This is a genomic window from Roseovarius sp. 217, assembly GCF_000152845.1.
Taxonomy (GTDB): Bacteria; Pseudomonadota; Alphaproteobacteria; order Rhodobacterales; family Rhodobacteraceae; genus Roseovarius.
Genome location: NZ_CH902584.1, coordinates 1,538,886 through 1,559,722, shown reverse-complemented (window position 1 = coordinate 1,559,722; position 20,837 = coordinate 1,538,886). Strand labels below are relative to the sequence as shown.

19 protein-coding genes are annotated in these 20,837 nt (G+C 61.1%); 5 read left to right on the top strand and 14 right to left on the bottom strand.

Annotated elements, in window-relative coordinates:
- Positions 1 to 28 precede the first annotated feature (28 nt).
- The 3 genes from phbB to ROS217_RS07380 all read right to left on the bottom strand — a co-directional run bounded on the left by phbB (position 29) and on the right by ROS217_RS07380 (position 3,074).
- Positions 29 to 751, bottom strand: coding sequence for an acetoacetyl-CoA reductase (gene phbB, locus ROS217_RS07390; protein WP_040651211.1), 723 nt, complete (start codon positions 749 to 751; stop codon positions 29 to 31).
- 169 nt (positions 752 to 920) lie between these two features.
- A complete protein-coding gene (locus ROS217_RS07385) occupies positions 921 to 2,096 on the bottom strand; it encodes an acetyl-CoA C-acetyltransferase (protein ID WP_009817077.1) in 1,176 nt (391 codons plus the stop codon).
- A gap of 141 nt (positions 2,097 to 2,237) precedes the next feature.
- Positions 2,238 to 3,074, bottom strand: coding sequence for an EAL domain-containing protein (locus ROS217_RS07380; RefSeq protein ID WP_009817076.1), 837 nt, complete (start codon positions 3,072 to 3,074; stop codon positions 2,238 to 2,240).
- A gap of 109 nt (positions 3,075 to 3,183) precedes the next feature.
- Between ROS217_RS07380 and ROS217_RS07375 the strand changes: the two genes are divergently transcribed.
- On the top strand, positions 3,184 to 3,762 hold the full coding sequence (locus ROS217_RS07375) for a DNA-3-methyladenine glycosylase I (protein WP_009817075.1): 579 nt from the start codon (positions 3,184 to 3,186) through the stop codon (positions 3,760 to 3,762).
- A 67-nt stretch (positions 3,763 to 3,829) separates the two neighbouring features.
- Here ROS217_RS07375 and ROS217_RS07370 read toward each other — a convergent pair whose 3' ends face one another.
- The 3 genes from ROS217_RS07370 to ROS217_RS07360 all read right to left on the bottom strand — a co-directional run bounded on the left by ROS217_RS07370 (position 3,830) and on the right by ROS217_RS07360 (position 6,455).
- On the bottom strand, positions 3,830 to 4,177 hold the full coding sequence (locus ROS217_RS07370; protein WP_009817074.1) for a DUF2794 domain-containing protein: 348 nt from the start codon (positions 4,175 to 4,177) through the stop codon (positions 3,830 to 3,832).
- A 54-nt stretch (positions 4,178 to 4,231) separates the two neighbouring features.
- The gene (locus ROS217_RS07365; RefSeq protein WP_009817073.1) at positions 4,232 to 5,878 is read right to left on the bottom strand and encodes a Y-family DNA polymerase; all 1,647 of its coding nucleotides are present in this window, start codon (positions 5,876 to 5,878) and stop codon (positions 4,232 to 4,234) included.
- A gap of 307 nt (positions 5,879 to 6,185) precedes the next feature.
- Positions 6,186 to 6,455, bottom strand: coding sequence for an I78 family peptidase inhibitor (locus tag ROS217_RS07360; RefSeq protein ID WP_009817072.1), 270 nt, complete (start codon positions 6,453 to 6,455; stop codon positions 6,186 to 6,188).
- A 129-nt stretch (positions 6,456 to 6,584) separates the two neighbouring features.
- On the opposite strand from ROS217_RS07360, the gene ROS217_RS07355 reads away from it, so the two are divergent.
- Positions 6,585 to 7,697, top strand: a complete 1,113-nt coding sequence (locus ROS217_RS07355) for an S-(hydroxymethyl)glutathione dehydrogenase/class III alcohol dehydrogenase (RefSeq protein ID WP_009817071.1) — start codon at positions 6,585 to 6,587, stop codon at positions 7,695 to 7,697.
- A gap of 111 nt (positions 7,698 to 7,808) precedes the next feature.
- Positions 7,809 to 8,672, top strand: a complete 864-nt coding sequence (gene yghU, locus ROS217_RS07350; protein ID WP_009817070.1) for a glutathione-dependent disulfide-bond oxidoreductase — start codon at positions 7,809 to 7,811, stop codon at positions 8,670 to 8,672.
- Positions 8,673 to 8,951: 279 nt separating this feature from the next.
- Here yghU and sthA read toward each other — a convergent pair whose 3' ends face one another.
- The 4 genes from sthA to mbfA form a co-directional block, all read right to left on the bottom strand.
- Positions 8,952 to 10,388 (bottom strand): Si-specific NAD(P)(+) transhydrogenase, encoded by a 1,437-nt coding sequence (gene sthA / locus ROS217_RS07345; protein WP_009817069.1) that lies wholly within the window; start codon positions 10,386 to 10,388, stop codon positions 8,952 to 8,954.
- 3 nt (positions 10,389 to 10,391) lie between these two features.
- Positions 10,392 to 11,225, bottom strand: a complete 834-nt coding sequence (gene fghA / locus ROS217_RS07340) for an S-formylglutathione hydrolase (RefSeq protein ID WP_009817068.1) — start codon at positions 11,223 to 11,225, stop codon at positions 10,392 to 10,394.
- A gap of 30 nt (positions 11,226 to 11,255) precedes the next feature.
- Complete coding sequence (locus ROS217_RS07335; protein ID WP_009817067.1) at positions 11,256 to 12,188, bottom strand: AEC family transporter; 933 nt, start codon at positions 12,186 to 12,188, stop codon at positions 11,256 to 11,258.
- Positions 12,189 to 12,836: 648 nt separating this feature from the next.
- Positions 12,837 to 13,814, bottom strand: coding sequence for an iron exporter MbfA (gene mbfA, locus ROS217_RS07330; RefSeq protein ID WP_009817065.1), 978 nt, complete (start codon positions 13,812 to 13,814; stop codon positions 12,837 to 12,839).
- 173 nt (positions 13,815 to 13,987) lie between these two features.
- Between mbfA and ROS217_RS24335 the strand changes: the two genes are divergently transcribed.
- Together ROS217_RS24335 and ROS217_RS07325 are read left to right on the top strand one after the other, a co-directional pair.
- Complete coding sequence (locus ROS217_RS24335; RefSeq protein WP_198134929.1) at positions 13,988 to 14,146, top strand: hypothetical protein; 159 nt, start codon at positions 13,988 to 13,990, stop codon at positions 14,144 to 14,146.
- Positions 14,147 to 14,255: 109 nt separating this feature from the next.
- Entirely contained in the window at positions 14,256 to 14,873 is a 618-nt protein-coding gene (locus ROS217_RS07325; protein ID WP_009817063.1) for a TetR/AcrR family transcriptional regulator, read from the top strand.
- Here the strand turns inward: ROS217_RS07325 and ROS217_RS07320 are convergent.
- From ROS217_RS07320 to ROS217_RS07305, 4 genes are all read right to left on the bottom strand, one after another.
- A complete protein-coding gene (locus ROS217_RS07320; RefSeq protein WP_009817062.1) occupies positions 14,861 to 16,483 on the bottom strand; it encodes a GMC family oxidoreductase in 1,623 nt (540 codons plus the stop codon). The two genes, ROS217_RS07325 and ROS217_RS07320, sit on opposite strands and share 13 nt — an antisense overlap.
- An 82-nt stretch (positions 16,484 to 16,565) precedes the next feature.
- Positions 16,566 to 17,756 (bottom strand): ABC transporter permease, encoded by a 1,191-nt coding sequence (locus tag ROS217_RS07315; RefSeq protein ID WP_009817061.1) that lies wholly within the window; start codon positions 17,754 to 17,756, stop codon positions 16,566 to 16,568.
- A 5-nt stretch (positions 17,757 to 17,761) separates the two neighbouring features.
- A complete protein-coding gene (locus ROS217_RS07310; RefSeq protein WP_009817060.1) occupies positions 17,762 to 19,426 on the bottom strand; it encodes an ABC transporter permease in 1,665 nt (554 codons plus the stop codon).
- A 102-nt stretch (positions 19,427 to 19,528) separates the two neighbouring features.
- Positions 19,529 to 20,644 carry an extracellular solute-binding protein gene (locus tag ROS217_RS07305; RefSeq protein WP_040651210.1) on the bottom strand — a complete coding sequence of 372 codons (1,116 nt, stop codon included), beginning with the start codon at positions 20,642 to 20,644 and terminating at the stop codon, positions 19,529 to 19,531.
- Positions 20,645 to 20,837 lie beyond the last annotated feature (193 nt).

The window sequence follows — 20,837 nt, the reverse complement described above, 5'->3', positions numbered from 1 at the left end:
CCTCTGAGGTGTGTCTACGCCGCCTTAGTCAGACAAAGAACTGCGCGCCATTGGCCGAAATGGTCGAGCCGTTGATGAAGCTGGCATTGTCAGAGACGAGGAAGCTCACGCAGCGTGCGATTTCCTCGGGCTCGCCCAAACGACCCGCCGGGATCATGCCGATGATCTTTTCGCGCACCGCTTCGGGCACGGCCATGACCATTTCCGTGGCGATATAGCCGGGGCAGATGGCGTTGGCGGTGATGCCTTTCGCTGCGCCCTCTTGGGCCAGTGACTTGATGATGCCCAGATCACCGGCCTTGGTCGCGGCATAGTTGACCTGACCGAACTGGCCCTTTTGCCCGTTGATCGAGGAGATCACCACGATCCGGCCAAAGCCGCGCTCGCGCATGCCCGGCCATACGGGATGCACGGTGTTGAAGACGCCGGTGAGGTTGGTGTCGATGACCTCTTTCCACTGCTGCGGCGTCATCTTGTGGAACGGCGCATCGCGGGTGATGCCGGCATTGGCGACCACGATGTCAATCGGGCCCAACTCCGCTTCGACGCGGGCGATGCCCTCTTTGGAGCTGTCATAGTCCGCCACGTTCCATTTGTAGGTCTTGATGCCGGTTTGCTCGGTGAATTTGGCGGCAGCCTCATCATTGCCGGCATAGGTGGCGGCGACGGTATAGCCATCAGCCTTGAGCGCCTTGGAAATGGCGGCGCCGATTCCACGAGAGCCCCCGGTGACGAGTGCGGTTCTTGCCATGATATCCTCCAATATGGCTGGTGTGTTGAAACTTGGTTATCGGTTTGCGCCGCAATGCGCAATATTGTTGCGCGATAAAATTTCTGCGATGCGGCCAAGGGGATCGGATCAAGAAAAAGGGCACCGCCTGAGGTGCCCTTGATCCTGTATCACGCCGCGTCGGAGCAGCTCACGGACGCTCCACGCATAGGGCAACGCCCATGCCACCACCGATGCAGAGTGTGGCGAGCCCGCGCTTGGCGCCACGGCGCTTCATCTCGAAGAGCAAGGTGTTGAGCACGCGGCAGCCCGAGGCCCCAATCGGGTGGCCAATGGCAATCGCACCACCGTTGACGTTGACGATGGCCGGATCCCAGCCCATTTCCTTGTTGACCGCGCAGGCCTGCGCGGCAAAGGCCTCATTCGCCTCGACCAGATCGAGATCGGCGACGGTCCAACCGGCCTTGTCCAACGCCTTGCGGCTGGCATGGATCGGGCCGACACCCATGATCGACGGATCGAGGCCAGCAGTGGCATAAGAGGCGATGCGCGCCAGCGGCTCGATGCCACGACGCTCGGCCTCATCGGCGCTCATCAAAAGGGTGGCGGCGGCACCGTCGTTGAGACCAGAGGCGTTGGCCGCCGTGACCGAGCCATCCTTGGTAAAGGCGGGGCGCAGTTTCTGCATCACTTCCATGGTCGCGCCGTGGCGGATGTATTCATCCTTGTCGACGATGATGTCACCCTTGCGGTTCTTGACGGTGAAGGCGATCACCTCGTCGTCGAACTTGCCGGCCTTTTGCGCCGCTTCGGCCTTGTTCTGGCTGGCGACGGCGAATTCATCCTGCATGTCGCGGGTGATCTGCCATTGATCGGCCACGTTTTCGGCGGTCTGGCCCATGTGATAGCCGTTGAACGCATCCCAGAGCCCGTCACGGATCATCGTGTCGATATAGGTCATATCGCCCATCTTGTGACCGGCGCGCAGATAAGCGGCATGCGGGCTGAGCGTCATGTTTTCCTGACCCCCGGCACAGATGATCGCGGCATCGCCCAATTGGATGTGCTGTGCGCCCAGTGCCACGGCCCGCAGGCCCGAGCCACAGACCTGATTGATGCTCCATGCCGCGGATTCGAGCGGCAGACCGGCGTTGACATGTGCTTGACGCGCCGGGTTCTGACCCTGTGCGGCGGTCAGCACCTGACCGAGGATCGTTTCCGACACTTCGCCCTTTTCAATGCCTGCACGGGCGACAACCGCCTCGAGCACAGCCGCGCCCAGATCATGCGCCGGCGTGTTGGCGAATGCTCCGCCAAATGAACCGACAGCGGTGCGTGCTGCGGATGCGATTACTACGTTGGTCATCTGTGTCCTCCACCAGGATTTGCCCGTGCGCGAGTGTGGCGTAGGGATGTCACATTCATGTGGCTATTCCTGCGCCGCCTCCGCCGTTACGTGGCGTCATATCGTAGGTGCCGCGCTGCGGCAACGGACGGAGTGTCACATTCAAGCGATGGCGCGGTCAAGGGTGGTATCGAGCCAAGGTGGACGCACTGTGGGCGCGCCAAAGTAATAGCCCTGAAGACAGTCAATCCCGAGCGCCGCGAGATAGGCCGCATCCTCGGGTTTCTCGACGCTTTCGGCCACTGTCACCATGTCGAACTGTTGGCCGATGCTCGCCAGTGCGGCGGTGAGAACCTGATTGTCGGGGTCGGTGGCGATGCCACGGACAAACTGCCCATCAATCTTGAGGATGTCGAAATAGAACTCCTTGAGGAAGCGGAACGAGGTATAGCCTGCGCCGAAGTCATCCAAGGCAAAGCTGATTCCCCGTGCTTGCAGATCCTTCATGAAGCCAGTCACCAATTCCGGCACCAGCATGGCCGAGCTTTCGGTGATTTCCAGAATCAACCGCTCGCCAATGGTGGGATCATCGCCCAACCCCTTTTTCAATGTGCGCATCCAGCGCGCATAGCCGATGGAGCGCGCCGACATGTTGATCGCCAGCCGCAGGTCGGGATAGTTGATCAGCGTGCGCAGCCCCTTTTCCAGCGCCAGACAGTCGATGATGCGCCCGGTTTCCGTCACCTCGATCTGGGTGATGAAATCCTTGGCGGGAATGACACGGCCTGTGGCATCGAGAACCCGAATCAACGCCTCGTAGAACGCGGGCTTGTCCTGTTGTCGGGCGGGCACCACCGCCTGATAGGCCAAGAGCACCTGTTTATGGCGCACCGCCTGATTGACCATATCGACGACGGAGCGGTCCCGCGCCGAGACGGCATAGGAGAGCGGGGTGTCAAAGCCCGCCGGAATATCGGCCCATTTGTGTTTTTGTCCCATCTGCCCCTCCGGAACGCCTGTTCTCAAACTGGGCCGGATGGCTTAAGGATCACTTAAAGCGCGCATTTGAACGATCCGGTGTCTCTGTGCCGGGCAAGAGGGGAAAACCATGGACCGTTGTGGCTGGGTCAGTGCCGATCCGCTCTATGAAAGCTACCATGACACCGAATGGGGCGTGCCTGAGTATGACAGTCGCGCGCTCTGGGAAAAGCTCATTCTCGATGGGTTTCAGGCGGGGCTGAGCTGGATCACCATCCTGCGCAAACGCGAAAGTTTTCGCGCGGCATTCCAAGGGTTTGACCCGCATGTGATCGCCGGTTGGGGCGAGACCGAGGTGGTGCGCCTGTTGGCCGATCCGGGCATTATCCGCCACCGGGGCAAGATCGAGGCGACCATCGGCAATGCCAGGGCGTGGCAGGCGATCGAGGTCGAGCAGGGCTTTGCCGCCTACCTCTGGGATTACGTCGGCGGGCACCCCATCCAGAACCAGTGGCGATCCCTCTCGGACGTGCCGGCGCAGACCGATATTTCCGTAAAACTTTCCAAGGATTTGAAGAAACGCGGTTTCAAATTCTGCGGCCCCACCATCACCTATGCCTTTATGCAAGCGGTGGGCATGGTCAACGATCACGTCGTAACCTGCGCCTGTCACGAGCCGGTCGCCCGGATGGCGCGCTCCAAGGCTTAGGTCTTGCAGCGTTTGGCTCGGCGCAATTTCGCACCCAGAACGTCTATCAATCTGTTCTGAAGTTGCTCTAGTCCACCGACCGGATCAGCTTGCGCTCCAGCACGCGGAGCACGGTGCGCAGATCCTGGCCCCGCTTGAGCACCTGACCATCCATGCCGATGACCGCATATTGCCCCTGTTTGCCCTGCAGTTTTGGCCGCTTTTCGATCCGGTAGAGCGGATGCTCGGCGGTGCGTCGAAAGACCGAGAACACCGCCACCTCGCGCAGGCAGGAAATGCCGTAATCGCGCCATTCCCCCGCCGCGACCATGCGCCCATAGAGCGACAGGATCACGCCCAGTTCATTGCGTTGGAACGCCACCTGCGACGGTGCGGGATGCGCGCCCGCGAGCGGGCCAAGGCTTTGCAAACTCATAGTCTCAGAGTTGCGCCAATCCCGCCCCAAATCAAGCGCTTTCCTGACAGCGCCTCAGCCGAAGCGCCCCTGACAGAACCATCCGCCCGAGATTTGCCCACCATGGGCGCGAAACAGCCAGAGCCGTTCGCCGCGCGTCGTCACCACCTGCCAGTAATCGCGGACACCGCTGCGCCAATCCGGATCGTCGAGCCACCATTCCGGCGCGATGCGCTCGGGACCTATGACGCCTGCCACCTCATGCAGCCGTCCCCGCCAACGAAAGGGCAGCGTGGACCAACCCTCTTCGGGTCGGGTGACCGGCTCTGGCCGCCAGAGCAACAGGGGGCGTGGTCTCTCTGGAGCAGGCCAGGGCGTGCGCGCGGGCACAGACCATGCCGCCGCAAGGGTCAGCGCGGATTTCTCGGGAATATGGCTCTCGGCGGGATGACGGCGGGTGATTGACTCCAGCCCGATCCGTGACCCCAGCCGGGTGATCAGATCCGCCAGCGCCGCCTCTTGTTCCGCTGCACCCCGCCCGCAGCCGATGCCGCTCTCTCCCTGCCGGGTCTCCATCCGGGCCGTGACGATCGCCTCGAGCCGTAGCATGTCGATGCCAAACCCGGCGTCGATCCCGTCAAGCTGCATCTCCAGCAGTGGCAGCATCGCCTCGGGCCGATCGACACATCGCGCCAACCGCACCTCGACCGATTGCAGGCTACCGTCGGCGCGAAACGCCTCGATGCGCAGATGCCGCGCGCCAAGGGCCTTGGCCTGCAAAAGCACGCACAACCGCTCGGTCAGCCGGGAAAATGCGGCCTCAAGATCGCTGCGCAATCCAATGGGTTCCGGCAGGCTCAGCCGGGTGGCAAAGCGCGGGGCGGGGGCAGAGGGCGACATCGGTTCCGGCACATGGCCAAAGGCCTGATCCAGCCGCACCATCAGCTCTGGCCCAAAACGGCGGGCAAGGGTCGAACGCGGCTGATCCGCCAAGTCGCCGATCCGCCGCAGCCCGAGCCGCGCCAGATCCTCTGTCATCTTAGGCGGCAACCGTAGGGCCGCCACCGGCAAGGGGGCCAGCCTCTCGGGCAGATACCCCGGCGGGGCAATCTCATCCGCCTGCGCCGTGACCGCCACCGCAGGTGCCGCGCCGCCCCGTTCCCAATGCCGCCGCTTGGCAGCGCGCGACCGGGTGGCGCGGGCCTCTTGGTCGATCGCATCGCCGGAGCGCATCGGGGCCACCCCTTGCCCGGCAAAGCGTGCCAGCGCCCAAGCGCCACCGACCGTATCCGCCAACCCGCAGCGCACACTCAGCCCGAGATCCGCCGCGGCCTCGCGCAGCGTGGCGATCAGCCCCTCTTCGCCGCCAAAGAGATGCGTGCAGCCGGTGACATCAAGCAACAGCCCCGCCGTGCCATCAATCCCCACCAGCGGTGAAAACCGTTCGACCCAGCGAGCCAACGCGTCTAAGAATCCCGCCTCTGCGGCGCGGTTCTGAGGGCGGGTGATCAGATCGGGACACAGCGCCTGCGCTGTGCGCAGTGGCTGCCCAGGCCTCAGCCCCAGCGCCTCGGCCCGGAGTGAGACAGAGGTCAGCACCTGATCCTGCGCCTCGGCACTGACCACCGCAAAGAGCCGCGCGTCCCGATCGGTCGCCCGCCGCAGCAGGCGTTCAGCCCCGAGCCGGGGAAACCAGATCGACAGGATGCGACGTGTGGACATGGTGACTTTGTTCTCTATTTGTTCTATAGCAAATAGAGCGGGCAATGGGCGGAGTCGAGTCATCAGCCGCGCGGATCGCTGGGCCGGGGACTAGCGAAGCAACGACACTGTCTGGTACTTTATGCCCACAAAGTTCGTGTGATCCCACAGCATAGCGCTCCCTCTCCAAATCGCTAGGCCGCGGGACGGCCCAGCGATCCGCGCGGCGGCGCGTGCCGCGCCTTGATTCCGCGCGGAGGATAGCCGAAACCGCCGCAACGCGCAGTTCAAAGACGTCACATCGAATTTCGACTTGGTGCCCCCCGCCTCACCCGCACCAGATCCGGGTGATCACGCCGCCTGAGTCATGCTCGATATTCAGCCGGTCGGGGCGGTGATCCATCGTCATCATCGCCCCCGGCGGCAGGATGCGCACTGCTGCGGCGCTGTTTGAGAAATCCTGCGCCGCAACCGGCGTGCCGATCAGCGCCTGCATCTGCGCCGCACCGCAGGCGTTCTCTTCAGGGGGCGTGTCCTCCGGGCCGATACAGCCCGCCAGTGCCCCGACCATCAGGGCTGTGCCGAGGAAATGCTTCATGTTTTCGCCTCTCTTGCCGGAAATTGCCGCAGAAATTGCCGCAGTCCAGAGCCTGCGTGACGCTCTGGATATTGAAACACCGCGCCGCATGACGCAAGACTGCGCAAATTTCAGAGGAAAGGACAAATCATGAGAACGCGTGCGGCGGTGGCTGTTGAGGCTGGCAAGCCGATGGAGATCATGGAGGTGAACCTCGAAGGTCCGAAGGCGGGTGAGGTTCTGGTGGAGATCAAGGCGACGGGGCTGTGCCACACCGATGATTTCACCCTGTCCGGTGCCGATCCCGAGGGGGCGTTTCCGGCCATTCTGGGGCATGAGGGCGCGGGTGTGGTGCTGGAGGTCGGCCCCGGTGTGACCAGCCTTGTGCCGGGCGATCATGTGATCCCGCTCTATACGCCCGAGTGCCGCGAGTGCGACTATTGCCTCAACCCGAAAACCAACCTCTGCCAGAAAATCCGCTCGACCCAGGGTCAGGGGCTGATGCCCGATGGCACCAGCCGGTTCTCGATGCTGGATGGCACGCCGATCCTGCATTACATGGGCTGCTCGACCTTTGCCAATCACACGGTCCTGCCCGAGATTGCGCTGGCCAAGGTGCGCAAGGATGCGCCGTTCGACAAGATTTGCTACATCGGTTGCGGTGTCACCACCGGCGTCGGCGCGGTGATCAACACCGCCAAGGTGGAGATTGGCAGCCGGGCGATTGTGTTCGGTCTGGGCGGTATCGGTCTCAACGTGTTGCAGGGGCTGCGGCTGGCGGGGGCGGATCAGATCGTCGGCGTTGACCTCAATCCGGGCCGGATCGAGATGGCAACGCGGTTTGGCATGACCGATTTCGTCAACCCCAAGGAGGTCAAGGGCGATCTGGTGGCGCATCTGGTCGAGCTGACCGGCGGTGGCGCGGATTACACCTTTGACGCCACTGGCAATGTCGGCGTGATGCGCACGGCGCTGGAGGCGGCACACAAGGGCTGGGGCGAGAGCATCATCATCGGTGTGGCCCCGGCGGGCGCCGAGATCAGCACGCGGCCGTTCCAATTGGTGACGGGGCGGTCGTGGCGCGGGACCGCCTTTGGCGGCGCGCGCGGGCGCACGGATGTGCCCAAGATTGTCGATTGGTACATGCAGGGCAAGATCGAGATCGACCCGATGATCACCCACACCATGCCGCTCGATGATATCAACAAAGGGTTTGAATTGATGCACGCGGGCGAGAGTATCCGCAGCGTCGTCATCTACTGACCTCACGCCATAACCCCGCGCAACGCCGCACAGACCCCTGTGCGGCGTTTTGCATTGCGGGTCATGAGCCAGCGATTACATTCCCTCTCAAACCCGATGAAGGATCAAAAGATGAGCGACAGCACCTACACCCCGCCCGACGTCTGGACATGGGAGGCCCCCTCTGGTGGGCAATTCGCCTCGATCAACCGGCCCATTTCAGGCGCGACCCATGACAAGGATCTGCCCGTGGGCAAGCATCCCTTTCAGCTTTATTCGCTGGCCACGCCCAACGGGGTCAAGGTCACGGTGATGTTCGAGGAACTGCTCGCAGCCGGCCATGATGCCGAATATGACGCCTGGCGCATCGACATCGGCGAGGGGGATCAGTTCGGCTCTGGCTTTGTCGCGGTGAACCCCAATTCCAAGATCCCGGCGCTGATGGACCACAGCGGCGACACCCCCATGCGCGTGTTCGAGAGCGCCTCGATTCTGATGCATCTGGCCGAGAAATTCGGGGCCTTCCTGCCCGCCTCCGGCCCCGCGCGCACCGAAACGCTCAACTGGCTCTTTTGGCAGATGGGCAGCGCGCCCTATCTGGGCGGTGGCTTTGGCCATTTCTACGCCTATGCGCCCGAAAAATGGCAATATCCCATCGACCGTTTCGCGATGGAGGTGAAGCGACAGCTTGACGTGCTCGACCGGCAATTGGCGGAGCGGCCCTATATCGCGGGTGACGACTATACGATTGCCGATATGGCGATCTGGCCCTGGTATGGGCAGCTCTGCCTTGGACGCATTTACGATGCGGCAAAGTTTCTGGATGTGGAAAGCTACACCAACGTCATGGATTGGAGCAAACGGATCGACGCCCGCCCGGCGGTGCAACGGGGGCGCATGGTCAACCGCAGCTTTGGCGCGCCGGAGATGCAATTGCACGAGCGGCATGACGCCTCGGATTTCGAAACCCGGACGCAGGACAAGATCGGCGGATGAAGAGATTGGGGGCGGGGATGGTTTGGCCTGAAGGGGACGCTAGCTCCAAGTACCAAAGCGCGGAATCGAGGTGCCATAGGCACCGCCGCGCGGCGCCCGACCGCCCCCCGGGCGGGCGCCTTTGCAACGTATCAACATACGTATAACGCGGGAGTGTTTTGCAGGTATAAAGTGCCGTCCTTCATCGTTTCAGCGCCCTCCCGCGGTCGGGCACCGCGCGGCTCATCGCTTGAGGATGGACGGCAGCTCTAGGCCAGTTCAAACCCAGCAACAGACCTTTCAGGAGGTCTCCGGCTTGGCCGCGTCACGCCTCACCTTATAGGCCTCGGGGATTGGCATGCGGTTGAACGCGTCTAGGCCAGCGATCTTGTAAGCCTCAGCCAAGGTTGGATAATTGAACGTGTTCTGCACGAAATAATCCACCGTGCCTTTGAGGTTCAAAACCGCCTGAGCGATGTGGATCAGCTCCGTCGCCCCCTCGCCCACGATCTGCACACCCAAGACCCGGCGTGTCTTGAGCGAAAAGAGCATCTTCAGCATGCCATGTTCCAGCCCCATGATATGGCCACGCGAGGTCTCGCGAAAGCGTGCGACGCCCACCTCATAGGGGATGCCGCGCTCCTGCATTTCCTCTTCGGACATGCCACAGGTGGAAATCTCGGGCACGGAATAGATGCCATAGGGAAACCAAGGCGATTCAGGCAATGTCGGCGTCTCGAGCGCATGACAGGCCGCGACACGCCCCTGTTGTACCGAGGTCGAGGCGAGGCTGGGATGCCCGATCACATCGCCTGCGGCATAGATATGCGGCACGGCGGTCTGATAGGTCTTGCGGTTAACCTCGATCCGGTTGCGATGGTCGGTCTTGAGCCCTGCCGCCGCCAGATTGAGCGCAGAGGTGGCCCCCATCCGCCCGGCGGCAAAGAGCAGCATTTCAGCACGCACATGGCGGCCATTGGCAAGGCTCACCTCGACATGATCGCTGGCGTCCTCGATCCGCTCGATCGCCGAGCCAAGCCGCAGATCAACGCCATTCTCGCGGATCTGATGGGTAAAGTCCTGAATCAGGGCCCGGTCAATGAAATCAAGGAATGTCTCGCGCGGCTCGATCAGGGTCACGCGCACGTCGAGGGCGGAAAACATCGTGGCATATTCCACCCCGATCACACCTGCGCCCACCACAATGAGACTACGCGGAATGCGGGCCAGTTCGAGAAACTCGTCACTGTCCACGACGGAGCGCCCGTTGAAGGGGACATTCTCGGGGCGATAGGTCTTGGTCCCGGTCGAGATCAGAAAGCGGTCGGCGGTCAGGCGTGTGACTTCGCCCGCCTCGGTCGCGACCTCGATGGTCTTGTCATCCACAAACCGGGCCATGCCGTGCAGCGTATCGACATGGTTGCGATTGAACTGATGTTCGAGCACGTCAACTTCGTGGTCGAGCGTCATGTGCAGCCGCGCCTTGAGATCCTCTGCGGCGATGTTGTCCTTGACCCGGTAAGAGCGACCATAAAAGCTGCGCTCGCGCCAGCCCGAGAGGTTGAGCACGGTCTCGCGCAGCGTCTTGGACGGGATCGTGCCGGTGTGGACGGACACGCCGCCCAGCCGGTCCTTGCGGTCGATCACCAGCACGCGGCGTTTCAGTTTGCCCGCCTGAATGGCAGCGGCCCGACCTGCGGGACCGCTGCCAACGATGATCAGATCATAATGGCTCATGTCTTAATCCGCATAGAGCGCCTCGGCATGGAAGGTCACGTGATCCTCCATAAAGGTCGAGATGAAGAAATAGCTATGGTCATAGCCCTTTTGCATCCGGAACGTGCCCTCTTGGCGACGCGCGGTCATGGCATGGGCCAGCGTTTCGGGGCGCAGGAGATCAAGGAATTGATCCTTGGTGCCCGTATCCACCAGAACCGGCCCGTCAAAGCCGCGCTCTGCCATCAAAAGGCTGGCGTCATGCGCCGCCCAAGCGGATTCGTCCGCACCGAGATAGGCCGTGAATTGCTTGCGGCCCCAGTCACTGTTTACCGGGTTGCAGATCGGGGACAAGGCCGACACGGACCGGAACCGCCCCGGCAGGGACATGGCCAGCGTCAATGCGCCATGCCCACCCATGGAATGCCCCGTAATGGCCTGCCGGTCCATGTCGACGGCAAAATTCTCGCCGATCAGCGCGGGCAGTTCCGTGGCGACATAGTCCCACATGCGGAAATGCGGCGCCCAAGGGGATTGTGTGGCGTTTACGTAGAACCCGGCCCCCTGCCCCAGATCAAAGGCCTCGTCATTGGCCACGCCGTCGCCACGGGGCGACGTGTCGGGAAACACCAGCGCGATGCCCTGTTCCGCCGCCCAGCCCTGCGCGCCAGCCTTGACCATCGCATTTTCATGCGTGCAGGTCAGGCCCGAGAGATACCACAGCACCGGGACCGGGCCATCCTGTGCCTCGGCGGGCAGGAAGAGGCCAAAGGTCATATCCCCGCCGCAGACATCGGAGGCATGGGTATAGACGCCCTGGGTGCCGCCAAAACAGGTGTTTTCAGAAACCGTTTCCATAGTGTTCTCCTCTCACGTCAAGATGACTGTTCAGTAAAGCTGGTTCACCCAGCCGATCACAAGCGACACTGTCACGATTGCCGCCCCGGTGGAAATCAGGATCGAGGACGAGACCCGTTTGGGCGCGACCCCGTAATGTTGGGCCAGCATAAACACATTGCCCGCGACGGGCAGGCTGGAGGCGGCGATCATCACGGCCCCTGCGTAGGGCTCGACTGTAAAGAGCACGAGCACGGCAAAGGCCACGAAAATCGGGTGCAGCACCAGTTTGCAGAACGAGAGCCAGCCCGCGATATACGGCCGCTCTGCGGATTTCGAGGCCAGCGACGCGCCAATCGCAAAGAGCGCGCCGGGGGTGGCAGCCCCGCCGAGAATGCGCACGAAATCGTTGATCGTGTCCGGGATTGGCAACCGCAGGCCGGACCATGTCAGGCCCAGAACGATCGACACGATCATAGGGTTTTTCAAGAGACCCATGCCCACCGTGCGCAGAATTCCCAGACTGAGCCGCCCATCGCGTGATCCGGTGATCAGGATCACCACCAGCGAGCCGAACACGATGAGATCCACCGCCAGCACGATCATCACCCAGCCAATCGCCGCCTCGCCCATCAGCATGGCCAGCATCGGCACGCCCAGAAATCCCACATTGCCGATCACTGCGCATTGCGCCTCGATGGCGACTTCCTCGAGTTTCACGCGGCGCAGGATCGCCACCAGCGTGGCGATGCCATAGACAAACGCGGTGGCCCAGAGATAGGCCAGCACAAAATTCCAATCCAGCACCTCGGATAGGGTCAGGTTTGCCGAAAAGCGAAAGAGCATGGCAGAGAGAGCAAAGTAGAACACGAATTTCGTGAGCCATGCGGTCGCCGCCTCGGGGAAAAACCCGGTCCGCCCGGCACCATATCCAAGCCCGATGATCATGAAGAAAGGTAGGGTCTGGAGAAAGATGCTCAGCATGCCGGTTTGGTAGACAGGCCGAAGGGCAGGGTCAATCGCAACTGTGAAAACCCGCATGAATTAGATAGCTGAGCGGGGCTGATTGGGCGCTTTGCCAATCTGGCCCTGCGGTATCGACCGGCGCGGATATGATTTCTTTTTTCTATCCACCGCTTTTGCTATCATCATGCATAGGACATATCTGATTGTTCATTCGAAAATCTGGCCAAGGTAATGATATCATAACAATAATTGACGTTTTCCAACCCTGACCAGAAACCAGTCGGCCCTGAATGAAACCGGGCCATTTATCTGTTTTGGGGAAAATCAATGTTTGGCAATTCAAGATTATTCGCTCTCTCGGCCGGTCTGGCCCTTGGTGCATGTGCGCTTGACCCGGTTGTGCACAAAGGAACCATTTCGGTCGATGGCAAGAGCTATCCATTCGAAGACGTCTATCAACCGGCATCTTATGGGCCCGGCGGGACATCGCAATATTACGTCACTGTGAGTGGGGTCCGTATAAGCTGCTCGCCAGCTCAGCCTCTCTGCGAGGCTGAAGTCAGGCAATTTCTCCAGGATCTTAGGACGCAAAACTCTGTCCAAATCACGACCGAAGATCAGAACCCGCCGAGTTATCCCGGTGGATTTGAGAATGGCGACTAGGGTTTAGCCACTGCCGATCAACACGCCGGCGGCAAAGACCAGTGCCCCGCCCAAGACCACCTGAAACGCCGCGCGAAAGAACGGGGTTTCCATGTATTTGTTCTGAATCCAGGCAATAGTCCAAAGTTCGACAAAGACCACGACAAAGGCGATGATCGTCGCAGTCCAGAAATCCGGGATAAGATAGGGCAGCGCATGGCCCAGGCCGCCCACCGTCGTCATGATGCCGGAGGCAAATCCGCGCTTGATCGGGCTGCCGCGCCCTGAAAGCTCTCCGTCGTCGCTGGCGGCCTCGGTAAAGCCCATCGAGATGCCTGCGCCCACGCTGGCCGCAAGACCGACCAGAAAGGTTGTCCATGTATCTTGCGTGGCAAAAGCGGTGGCAAAGATCGGGGCGAGGGTCGAAACAGAACCATCCATCAGCCCCGCAAGCCCCGGCTGTATCCATGTCAGAAGGAACTGCCGCTTGGCGGTGCGATCCTCAGCGTCGCGGGCATCTGCATTGAGGTGTTCTGTCTCCAATTCTTCGGCGCGGGTTTGGTGGCCTGCCTCTGCCGCCGCCAGATCACCCAGAAGTTTGCGGGTGGTGGCGTCAGTCGTGCGCTGTGCTGCCTTGAGATAGAACGCCCCGGCGTCGCGCTCCATCGCCTCGGCCTCGTCGCGAATGCGCTCGATCCCAAGGTTCTCGATCAGCCATACGGGGCGACGGGCATAGAACCCCGCCACATGTTCGCGACGGATCAGCGGGATCACCTCGCCAAAGCGGGTGCGATGCAGGTCGATCAACCGTGCGCGGTGGCCGTCCTCTTCGACGGCCATGCCATCGAAAATGGCAGCCGTGTCTGGGAAATCAGCACGGAGCATTTCCGCATAGGAGCGGTAGATGCGCGCGTCATCCTCTTCGGACGAAATAGCCAGAGCAAGGATCTCTTGCTCGGACAGGTCACGGAAACGACGGCGCGATGTCATGCCGGGAATCATGGAACACCTCTTTTAGAATAATTCTAAACTAGTCTAGCCGCGCGGCAGAGCAAGCGCAAAGCGGCGTAATGCCTCTCAAATAAGTAAACCGATCGGTTCATTTTTTACTTGATTTCTAAACTGAACTGTTTAGTTATGGATCTGAACAGATTAGTTCAGTTATGGAGTTTGACATGAAACACGCACTGACTGCACTCGCTCTCTCTATCAGCCTCATTGACAGCCCGACGTTGGCCTTGAGCTTTGACATGAGCAGCCTGACGCCCTCATTGAGCTTTCCCGAACCGACCCCTGCGCCGGTGACGCAAGGCACCAGTGGCATCAATCAGTAGATCGATGCCGCAAGGCCCAAGCGGCCCATCCTCTGACCGCTCGCGCAGATGTGCTTGCGGTTGGAGGGCGGAGCCGACTACACTGGCTCGACCTATGGGGAGGGTTTGGATGTCGGCTCCCGCCGTTGAAATCAAGAAGGGTCGCAAGTTCGATCAAGTGCTCGAAGGAGCGCGCCGGATCTTCATGCGGGATGGTTTCGAAGGGGCCAGCGTCGATGAAATCGCGCGTGAGGCACAGGTCTCCAAGGCGACGCTTTACAGCTATTTCCCCGACAAGCGGCTGCTGTTTTCTGAAGTGGCGCGGCTCGAGTGCAACCGGCAGGCCGAAGAGGCGCTTGCGGTGATCGGCAAGGGGGCGACCATTGAACATGTGCTGCGTGAGGCGGGCACACGGATATTACGCTTTTTCCTGTCGGATTTTGGCCAGCAGGTGTTTCGCATCTGTGTCGCGGAATCGCATCGCTTTCCGGAGTTGGGGCGACGGTTCTTTGCCTCGGGTCCGGATCTGGTGCGTGAGCGCCTGAGCAAAGTCCTGCGGCCCTATGTCGAGGCCGGGATATTGAAGATCGACGACATGGATCTTGCCGCCAATCAGTTTGGGGAGCTGTGCAAGGGCGATCTCTTTATTCGGAGCCTCTGCGGTATGTGCGATGGGGCGACAGACGCGGATGTGGAGCGCGTCGTCAACGGCGCGGTCGAGATGTTTCTGGCGCGCTATCGCGCCTGACGCTCCGCGCTGATCCCTCGTATTTCTGCGGCGATTTTCTCGGCGATCATCAAGGTTGGTGCATTGGTATTGCCGCCGATAAGGCGCGGCATGATCGAGGCATCGACCACGCGCAAGCCCTCAACCCCGTGCACGCGGCCCGAGCGATCAACCACCGCCATATCCCCACGCCCCATCGCGCAGGTGCCGACCGGATGATAGATCGTGTCGGCGCGGGCGCGAATATCCCCTTCGAGCGCCGCATCGGACCAGTCATGCGGATGCAGCCGCTCTTTGCGCCATGGATCAAACGCAGGCGCGCGCAGGATCGCATCCATCTGCCGCGCGCCGCGCATCATCAGCGCCAGATCACGGTCATCGCTGAGGAAGGCCGGATCAATCACCGGGGCGTCAGACGCGCGCGCAGAGCGCAGCGTGACGCGCCCCCGGCTATGGGGCCGCAGCACGCAGATGTGACAGGAGTAACCCGGTCTGAAATGCAGGGTGCGCATATGGTCCTCGACAATGCCAATGACAAAATGCAGTTGCAGGTCCGGGCGTGTCACGCTGGCAGAGGAGCGCAGGAACGCACCTGCCTCGGCATAGGGCGTGGCGAATTGGCCTGTGCCCGTCTTGCGCCAGTGCAGCGCCGCCTTGCCCAGCTGCCATAGACCTTTGGGACCAAGGCTGACGACATCATCGCGCTTTGACGTCTCGGCCAGAATGTAATCCAGATGATCTTGCAGGTTCTCACCCACGCCGGGCAGGTCCTGCACCGGCGCGATACCATGCGTCTGTAACGCCTCTGCCGGGCCGATGCCCGAAAGCATGAGAAGCTGCGGCGAGCCAAAGGCCCCACCGCTGAGGATCACCTCGCGTCTTGCGTGCAGCTCTTGTACACGGCCCCGATGACGATAGCGCAGGCCGGTCGTGCGTTTGCCGTCAAAGAGCACGCGCTCGGCCATGGTGCCGGTCATCACCGTCAGATTGGGACGTGTCATCGCGAGAAAGAGATAGGCGGCAGCGGCAGAACAGCGTTCACCGCGCTGTGGCCCGTCAAAGAATTGCGTGACCTGATAATGGCCCGCCCCCTCTTGTTGAGGGCCGTTGAAATCCGCGTTGCGGGGGATTTGCACGCTCTCGCAGGCGGTGACGAATGCCTCGGATATGCCGCGCGGTGCGCTTTGATCGGTGACCTGCAAGGGGCCTGACTGGCCATGCAAGGCACCGCCATGCTGTGCGTTGCGCTCTGTGGCGATGAACCACGGCAACACGCTCTTCCAATCCCATCCGTCGCAGCCCAGATCCGCCCATTCATCGTAATCACCGGGATGCCCGCGCGCATAGAGCATGGCATTTATCGCACTCGAGCCGCCAAGGGCGCGACCACGCGGCTGAAACCCGCGCCGCCCGTTCAAGCCAGCCTGCGGCACGGTCTTGAGCGCCCAGTTGTTGATTTTCGGACGCCCCGAAACCATCGCCGCCACCAGCCCCGGCGCGCGGATGAAATTATCGCGCCCGCCACCGCCAGCCTCGACTAGACAGACGGTGATGCCGGGGTCTTCGCTCAGGCGGGCCGCCAAGACTGCGCCTGCCGAGCCCCCACCGACGATGATATAGTCATAGATCATAGCCTGCTGCCCTCTGCTGCGTCACGCTATGCCAAGGTTAGGACCCAACCAAAGCACGACGCTGCGTCAGACGCGTGTCACCTCAGCCCGGGCTCATGCCGCGCAGACGCTCGGAGCGCCGACGCAGATATTCCAGCGTCGTCAGCAAGGCGATCGAGATCACCACGAGGATCGTGGCCACCGCCAGAATGGTTGGGCTGATCTGCTCGCGCAGGCCGGTGAACATCCGCCAAGGCAGGGTTTGCTGATTGGCAGAGCCGACGAAAAGCACGACAACCACCTCATCAAACGAGGTGATGAAGGCGAAGAGGCCGCCCGAAATCACACCGGGAAGGATAAGCGGCATCTGCACCCGAAAGAACGTGGTGACCGGATCAGCGCCCATATTGGCCGCAGCGCGTGTGAGCGAGCGGTCAAAGCCCACCAAGGTCGCCGTCACCGTGATGATGACAAAGGGAATGCCAAGCGCGGCATGGGCCAGCACAACGCCGAAATAGGTGCCTTGCAGGCCGATCCGGCTATAGAAGAAATACATCCCCGCCGCCGAGATGATCAGCGGCACGATCATCGGAGAGATCAGGATCGCCATGATCGCGCGACGGAAGGGTACATGTTCGGAACTCAGGCCAATCGCCGCCAAGGTGCCAAAGCTGACCGAAAGCAGCGTCGCGACTGGCGCAATCGCCAGAGAATTACGCAGCGCCTGCTGCCAGCCACTTGAGGTGAAGAAATCCTGATAATGCTTGAGACTGTAGCCTGCCGGATCAAACCGCAGCATTTCTGGCGTGAACGTAAAGAAATTCTGCGCATTGAAGCTGAGCGGCATGACCACCAGAATGGGCGTGATCAGAAACACAAAGATCGCGCCGCAGATCACTCGGAATGTGTAGTGCCAGAGCACCTGACCGCTGGTTAGGTAGGGGGCCAGATTCGCGCGATACCGCCCCTCGCCGATCCAGAAGATGAACCACGAGAAGAAGAGGCCAGAGAGCACTCCCAGCACGATGCCAGGAAGGGCCGCCAACAAAAAGCCGGTGATCACAAACAGTGCAAAAATACCCCAACGGGTGACTTTCTCCTGTCCCAACCCAAAGACCACCAGAGCGAGATAGGCCAAAAGGATCAGGGCCACCGCCCCGATGGCGATGCCCATCGCGCCGGACCCATGGGCGGTGCCTACGAAAAGTCCGGCAAAGCCACCTGCTGCACCGATCACCGGAAGGGCAAAGGAGAGCGGCTTGGTCTCGACCGGTGTGAGTGTAAATCCGTTCATGTCATTTACCCCAGCTTCACGTTGTCGATGCCGACGATCTTGTCATAGGCCCAGTAGAGGATCAGGACGACCGCCAGCAGGATCGTGCCCAACGCCGCCGCCAGTCCCCAGTTGAGAGAGGACGAGATGTGATAGGCGATCCGGTTCGAGATGAAAGTCCCCGTCGTCCCGCCGACAATCTCGGGTGTGATGTAATACCCGATGGCAAGGATGAACACGAGGATCGAGCCCGCGCCGATACCGGGCACCGACTGTGGGAAATAGACCCGCCAGAAGGCAGTCCAATTGGTCGCGCCGAGGGATTTGGCCGCCCGCAGATAGGTCTGCGGGATGGTCTGCATCACCGAATACATCGGCAGGATCATGAAAGGCAGCAGGATATGGGTCATCGCCACGATGGTGCCGAATTGATTGTTGATCATCACCAGACGGCTTTCATCCGCGACAAGCCCAAGCCAAACCAGAACGTCGTTGATGACACCCTGTTGTTGCAACATCACCTTCCACGCGCTGGTCCGCACCAAAAGCGAGGTCCAGAACGGCAAAAGGACCAAGATCATCAACAGGTTTGACGTTCGCGATGGCAGATTGGCCAAAAGCCAAGCAATCGGATACCCCAGCGCCACGCAGCTAAAGGTGATCATCAGCGACATGAACATAGTGCGCTTGAAGAGGATGCCATAGATCCGCTCATCCTCGCTGCGCAGGGCGATGCCGTTGGGCGTCTTTTCCATATCCACGGCATTGAGGAAATAGCCGGTGGTGTAGGGCGGCGAATAGGTCTGGATCGTCTCCCAGAAGTTGGGTCTTGCCCAATCCTTGTTGGAGTCGATCATCGCGGCCTTCATATCGATCGGCGGCAATTCGGCGGCGGCGGCAGCGCGCAGCATATCGGCGGAGGGACCGGAATAGGAGGCAAGTGCTGTTGCCGTGGCCGGGTCTTCGAGATCGACCGCAAGGGCGGCATAAACGGCCTCCCATGGCTCTTCTTCGGCGACAACATCGCCATCTACGAAATACGTAAAGCCTGCGAAGGCCGCATAGGCGCGTGCCGTGTTGGGCAGGATTTCGGAAATCTCCGCGCCGGGAACAAACCCTATATCCCCGTTGAACGCCGAGGACTCGAGTTGTTCGAGCCGCCCGATCTGATTCGACAGAAGGCGGGTGTTGGCCTCTGCGCCAGCGCCACCTGACATCATCTCAGCCCAGACCTGCGCCTCTTCAAAGGCGGGATCAATCTCTTCCAACGCGTCCTGGAACACCTCGCCGATGTCGGCAACGTCGCGACCCGATGTGCGGAACAGCGACGAAATACCGCTTTCCTCATAGTTCAGGCGGCTGCCCAGCTTGGTGTGTTCCTTGGCCTCGGCTGCAAGAAAGAGATCAAAGAACAACGCGCGGAACACCTGTTCATCGGGGGTGTCGGCGGCATCCCAATCGCGCAGCTCCTCGACCGTCATGGGGAGGGTATTGCCGACGATCTGATTCTCGACCGAGCGGAACAGCATATCCACAATCGGCGCGATGAAGGTCAGAAGCACAAAGATCAATAGGGGAGCGATCAGGGCAAGCGCCCGCATCTTCTGCGCCCGGAGCGCGCGGCGTAAGCTGCGTTTTAGCGGCGTGCCATCCGCGGCAAGCATCGGGCCGGTCTGGGTGGTATCGCTCATGTCATCCCCGTCGAACAAATCTGGTTATACAGGCCGGGTCTTGCGCCCGGTCAGAGGAGAGGTGGGGCCGCAACCGGCCCCACCTTTTTGTGTCAGCAGTGTTTACTGAGCCAGCCACGACTGGAACTTGGCGTCCAGATCGTCGCGGTTGTCCGCCCACCATTCGTAGTCATAGATGTGGACGTTGCCTGCATTGGCCGGATCGGTCGGCATATGCGGTGCCATGTCGATACCGAGATCGGCATGCTTGCCCACCAACGGTGCCGAAGACGCACGCGCCGGACCGTAGGAGATGTAAGCAGCCTGATCGGCCAGACGCTGTGTGTCGGTGGCGAACTTGAGGAAGTCCATCACGCGCGCCAGACGATCTGCGGGCAGACCAGCGGGAACGATCCAGCCATCGAGGTCAAAGGACTGCATGTCCCACATCATCGCGATCGGCTGGTTCTGTTCGGCAATCGCCGAGAACAGACGACCGTTGTAAGTGGAACCGATGAAGACTTCGCCATCGGCCAGAAGCTGCGGTGTTTCGGCACCGGCAGACCACCAGACAACCTGATCCTTGATCGTGCCCAGCTTGGCCAGCGCGCGGTCAACACCTTCGTCGGTGCCCAGAACGTCATAGATCTCGTCCTTGGCAACGCCGTCGCAATAGAGCGCCCATTCCATGTTGTCGATCGGACGCTTCTGCAGCGAACGCTTGCCGGGATATTTTGCCAGATCGAACACGTCGCAGACGGTGCTCGGAGGCTCTACGCCCTCGGGAACCATGTCGGTGCGATAGCCAAAGGTCGTCGAGTAGACGATCTGCGGCACGAAACAATCGCTGACAATCAGATCACCGAAATCGTCGCTGGCAGAGGTGCCATCGGGCGCGGCGGCCAGAACCTCGTCGTGATCAAGCTCGAGGGCCAGACCCTCGTCACAGAGGCGCATTGCGTCAGAGGCCACGACATCAACCAGATCCCAGGTCACGTTGCCAGCTTCGTTCATGGCACGCAGTTTGGCCACAGCCTCGGCCGAGCTTTCGTCCCAAGTGGCGGTTACGCCGGAATTCGCAGCAAGGTAGGGCTGTACATAGGCCTTGTCCTGGCTGTCCTGATAGGCGCCGCCCCAGCTGACGATGGTCATGCTATTGGCCATGTCCTGCGCGGTCACTGCGGTGCCCGCAGCGACGGTCAGAGCCGTGGTCGCGAGCAGGGTTTTCGTGAGTTTCATAAACATACTCCCAGTTTGTTCCCGTTTTTGGATGGTTGGGCCCTGCGCTACGGGTAGAACGTCGAGGGCCTTGCTGCACTCGCACCGATATCGCGACCGGCGCGAATATACTTATACTTGGGGCGCGTCGAGCGCGCGGCAATCCTCGGGAAGCCAACCGATCTCGATCTGCTCGCCCGGTTGCAGACGGCGT

Coding starts and splice junctions, on each gene's coding strand:
- phbB (WP_040651211.1), bottom strand. CDS start 751: ATGGCAAGAACCGCACTCGTCACCGGGGGCTCTCGTGGAATCGGCGCC.
- ROS217_RS07385 (WP_009817077.1), bottom strand. CDS start 2,096: ATGACCAACGTAGTAATCGCATCCGCAGCACGCACCGCTGTCGGTTCA.
- ROS217_RS07380 (WP_009817076.1), bottom strand. CDS start 3,074: ATGGGACAAAAACACAAATGGGCCGATATTCCGGCGGGCTTTGACACC.
- ROS217_RS07375 (WP_009817075.1), top strand. CDS start 3,184: ATGGACCGTTGTGGCTGGGTCAGTGCCGATCCGCTCTATGAAAGCTAC.
- ROS217_RS07370 (WP_009817074.1), bottom strand. CDS start 4,177: ATGAGTTTGCAAAGCCTTGGCCCGCTCGCGGGCGCGCATCCCGCACCG.
- ROS217_RS07365 (WP_009817073.1), bottom strand. CDS start 5,878: ATGTCCACACGTCGCATCCTGTCGATCTGGTTTCCCCGGCTCGGGGCT.
- ROS217_RS07360 (WP_009817072.1), bottom strand. CDS start 6,455: ATGAAGCATTTCCTCGGCACAGCCCTGATGGTCGGGGCACTGGCGGGC.
- ROS217_RS07355 (WP_009817071.1), top strand. CDS start 6,585: ATGAGAACGCGTGCGGCGGTGGCTGTTGAGGCTGGCAAGCCGATGGAG.
- yghU (WP_009817070.1), top strand. CDS start 7,809: ATGAGCGACAGCACCTACACCCCGCCCGACGTCTGGACATGGGAGGCC.
- sthA (WP_009817069.1), bottom strand. CDS start 10,388: ATGAGCCATTATGATCTGATCATCGTTGGCAGCGGTCCCGCAGGTCGG.
- fghA (WP_009817068.1), bottom strand. CDS start 11,225: ATGGAAACGGTTTCTGAAAACACCTGTTTTGGCGGCACCCAGGGCGTC.
- ROS217_RS07335 (WP_009817067.1), bottom strand. CDS start 12,188: ATGCTGAGCATCTTTCTCCAGACCCTACCTTTCTTCATGATCATCGGG.
- mbfA (WP_009817065.1), bottom strand. CDS start 13,814: ATGATTCCCGGCATGACATCGCGCCGTCGTTTCCGTGACCTGTCCGAG.
- ROS217_RS24335 (WP_198134929.1), top strand. CDS start 13,988: ATGAAACACGCACTGACTGCACTCGCTCTCTCTATCAGCCTCATTGAC.
- ROS217_RS07325 (WP_009817063.1), top strand. CDS start 14,256: ATGTCGGCTCCCGCCGTTGAAATCAAGAAGGGTCGCAAGTTCGATCAA.
- ROS217_RS07320 (WP_009817062.1), bottom strand. CDS start 16,483: ATGATCTATGACTATATCATCGTCGGTGGGGGCTCGGCAGGCGCAGTC.
- ROS217_RS07315 (WP_009817061.1), bottom strand. CDS start 17,756: ATGAACGGATTTACACTCACACCGGTCGAGACCAAGCCGCTCTCCTTT.
- ROS217_RS07310 (WP_009817060.1), bottom strand. CDS start 19,426: ATGAGCGATACCACCCAGACCGGCCCGATGCTTGCCGCGGATGGCACG.
- ROS217_RS07305 (WP_040651210.1), bottom strand. CDS start 20,644: ATGAAACTCACGAAAACCCTGCTCGCGACCACGGCTCTGACCGTCGCT.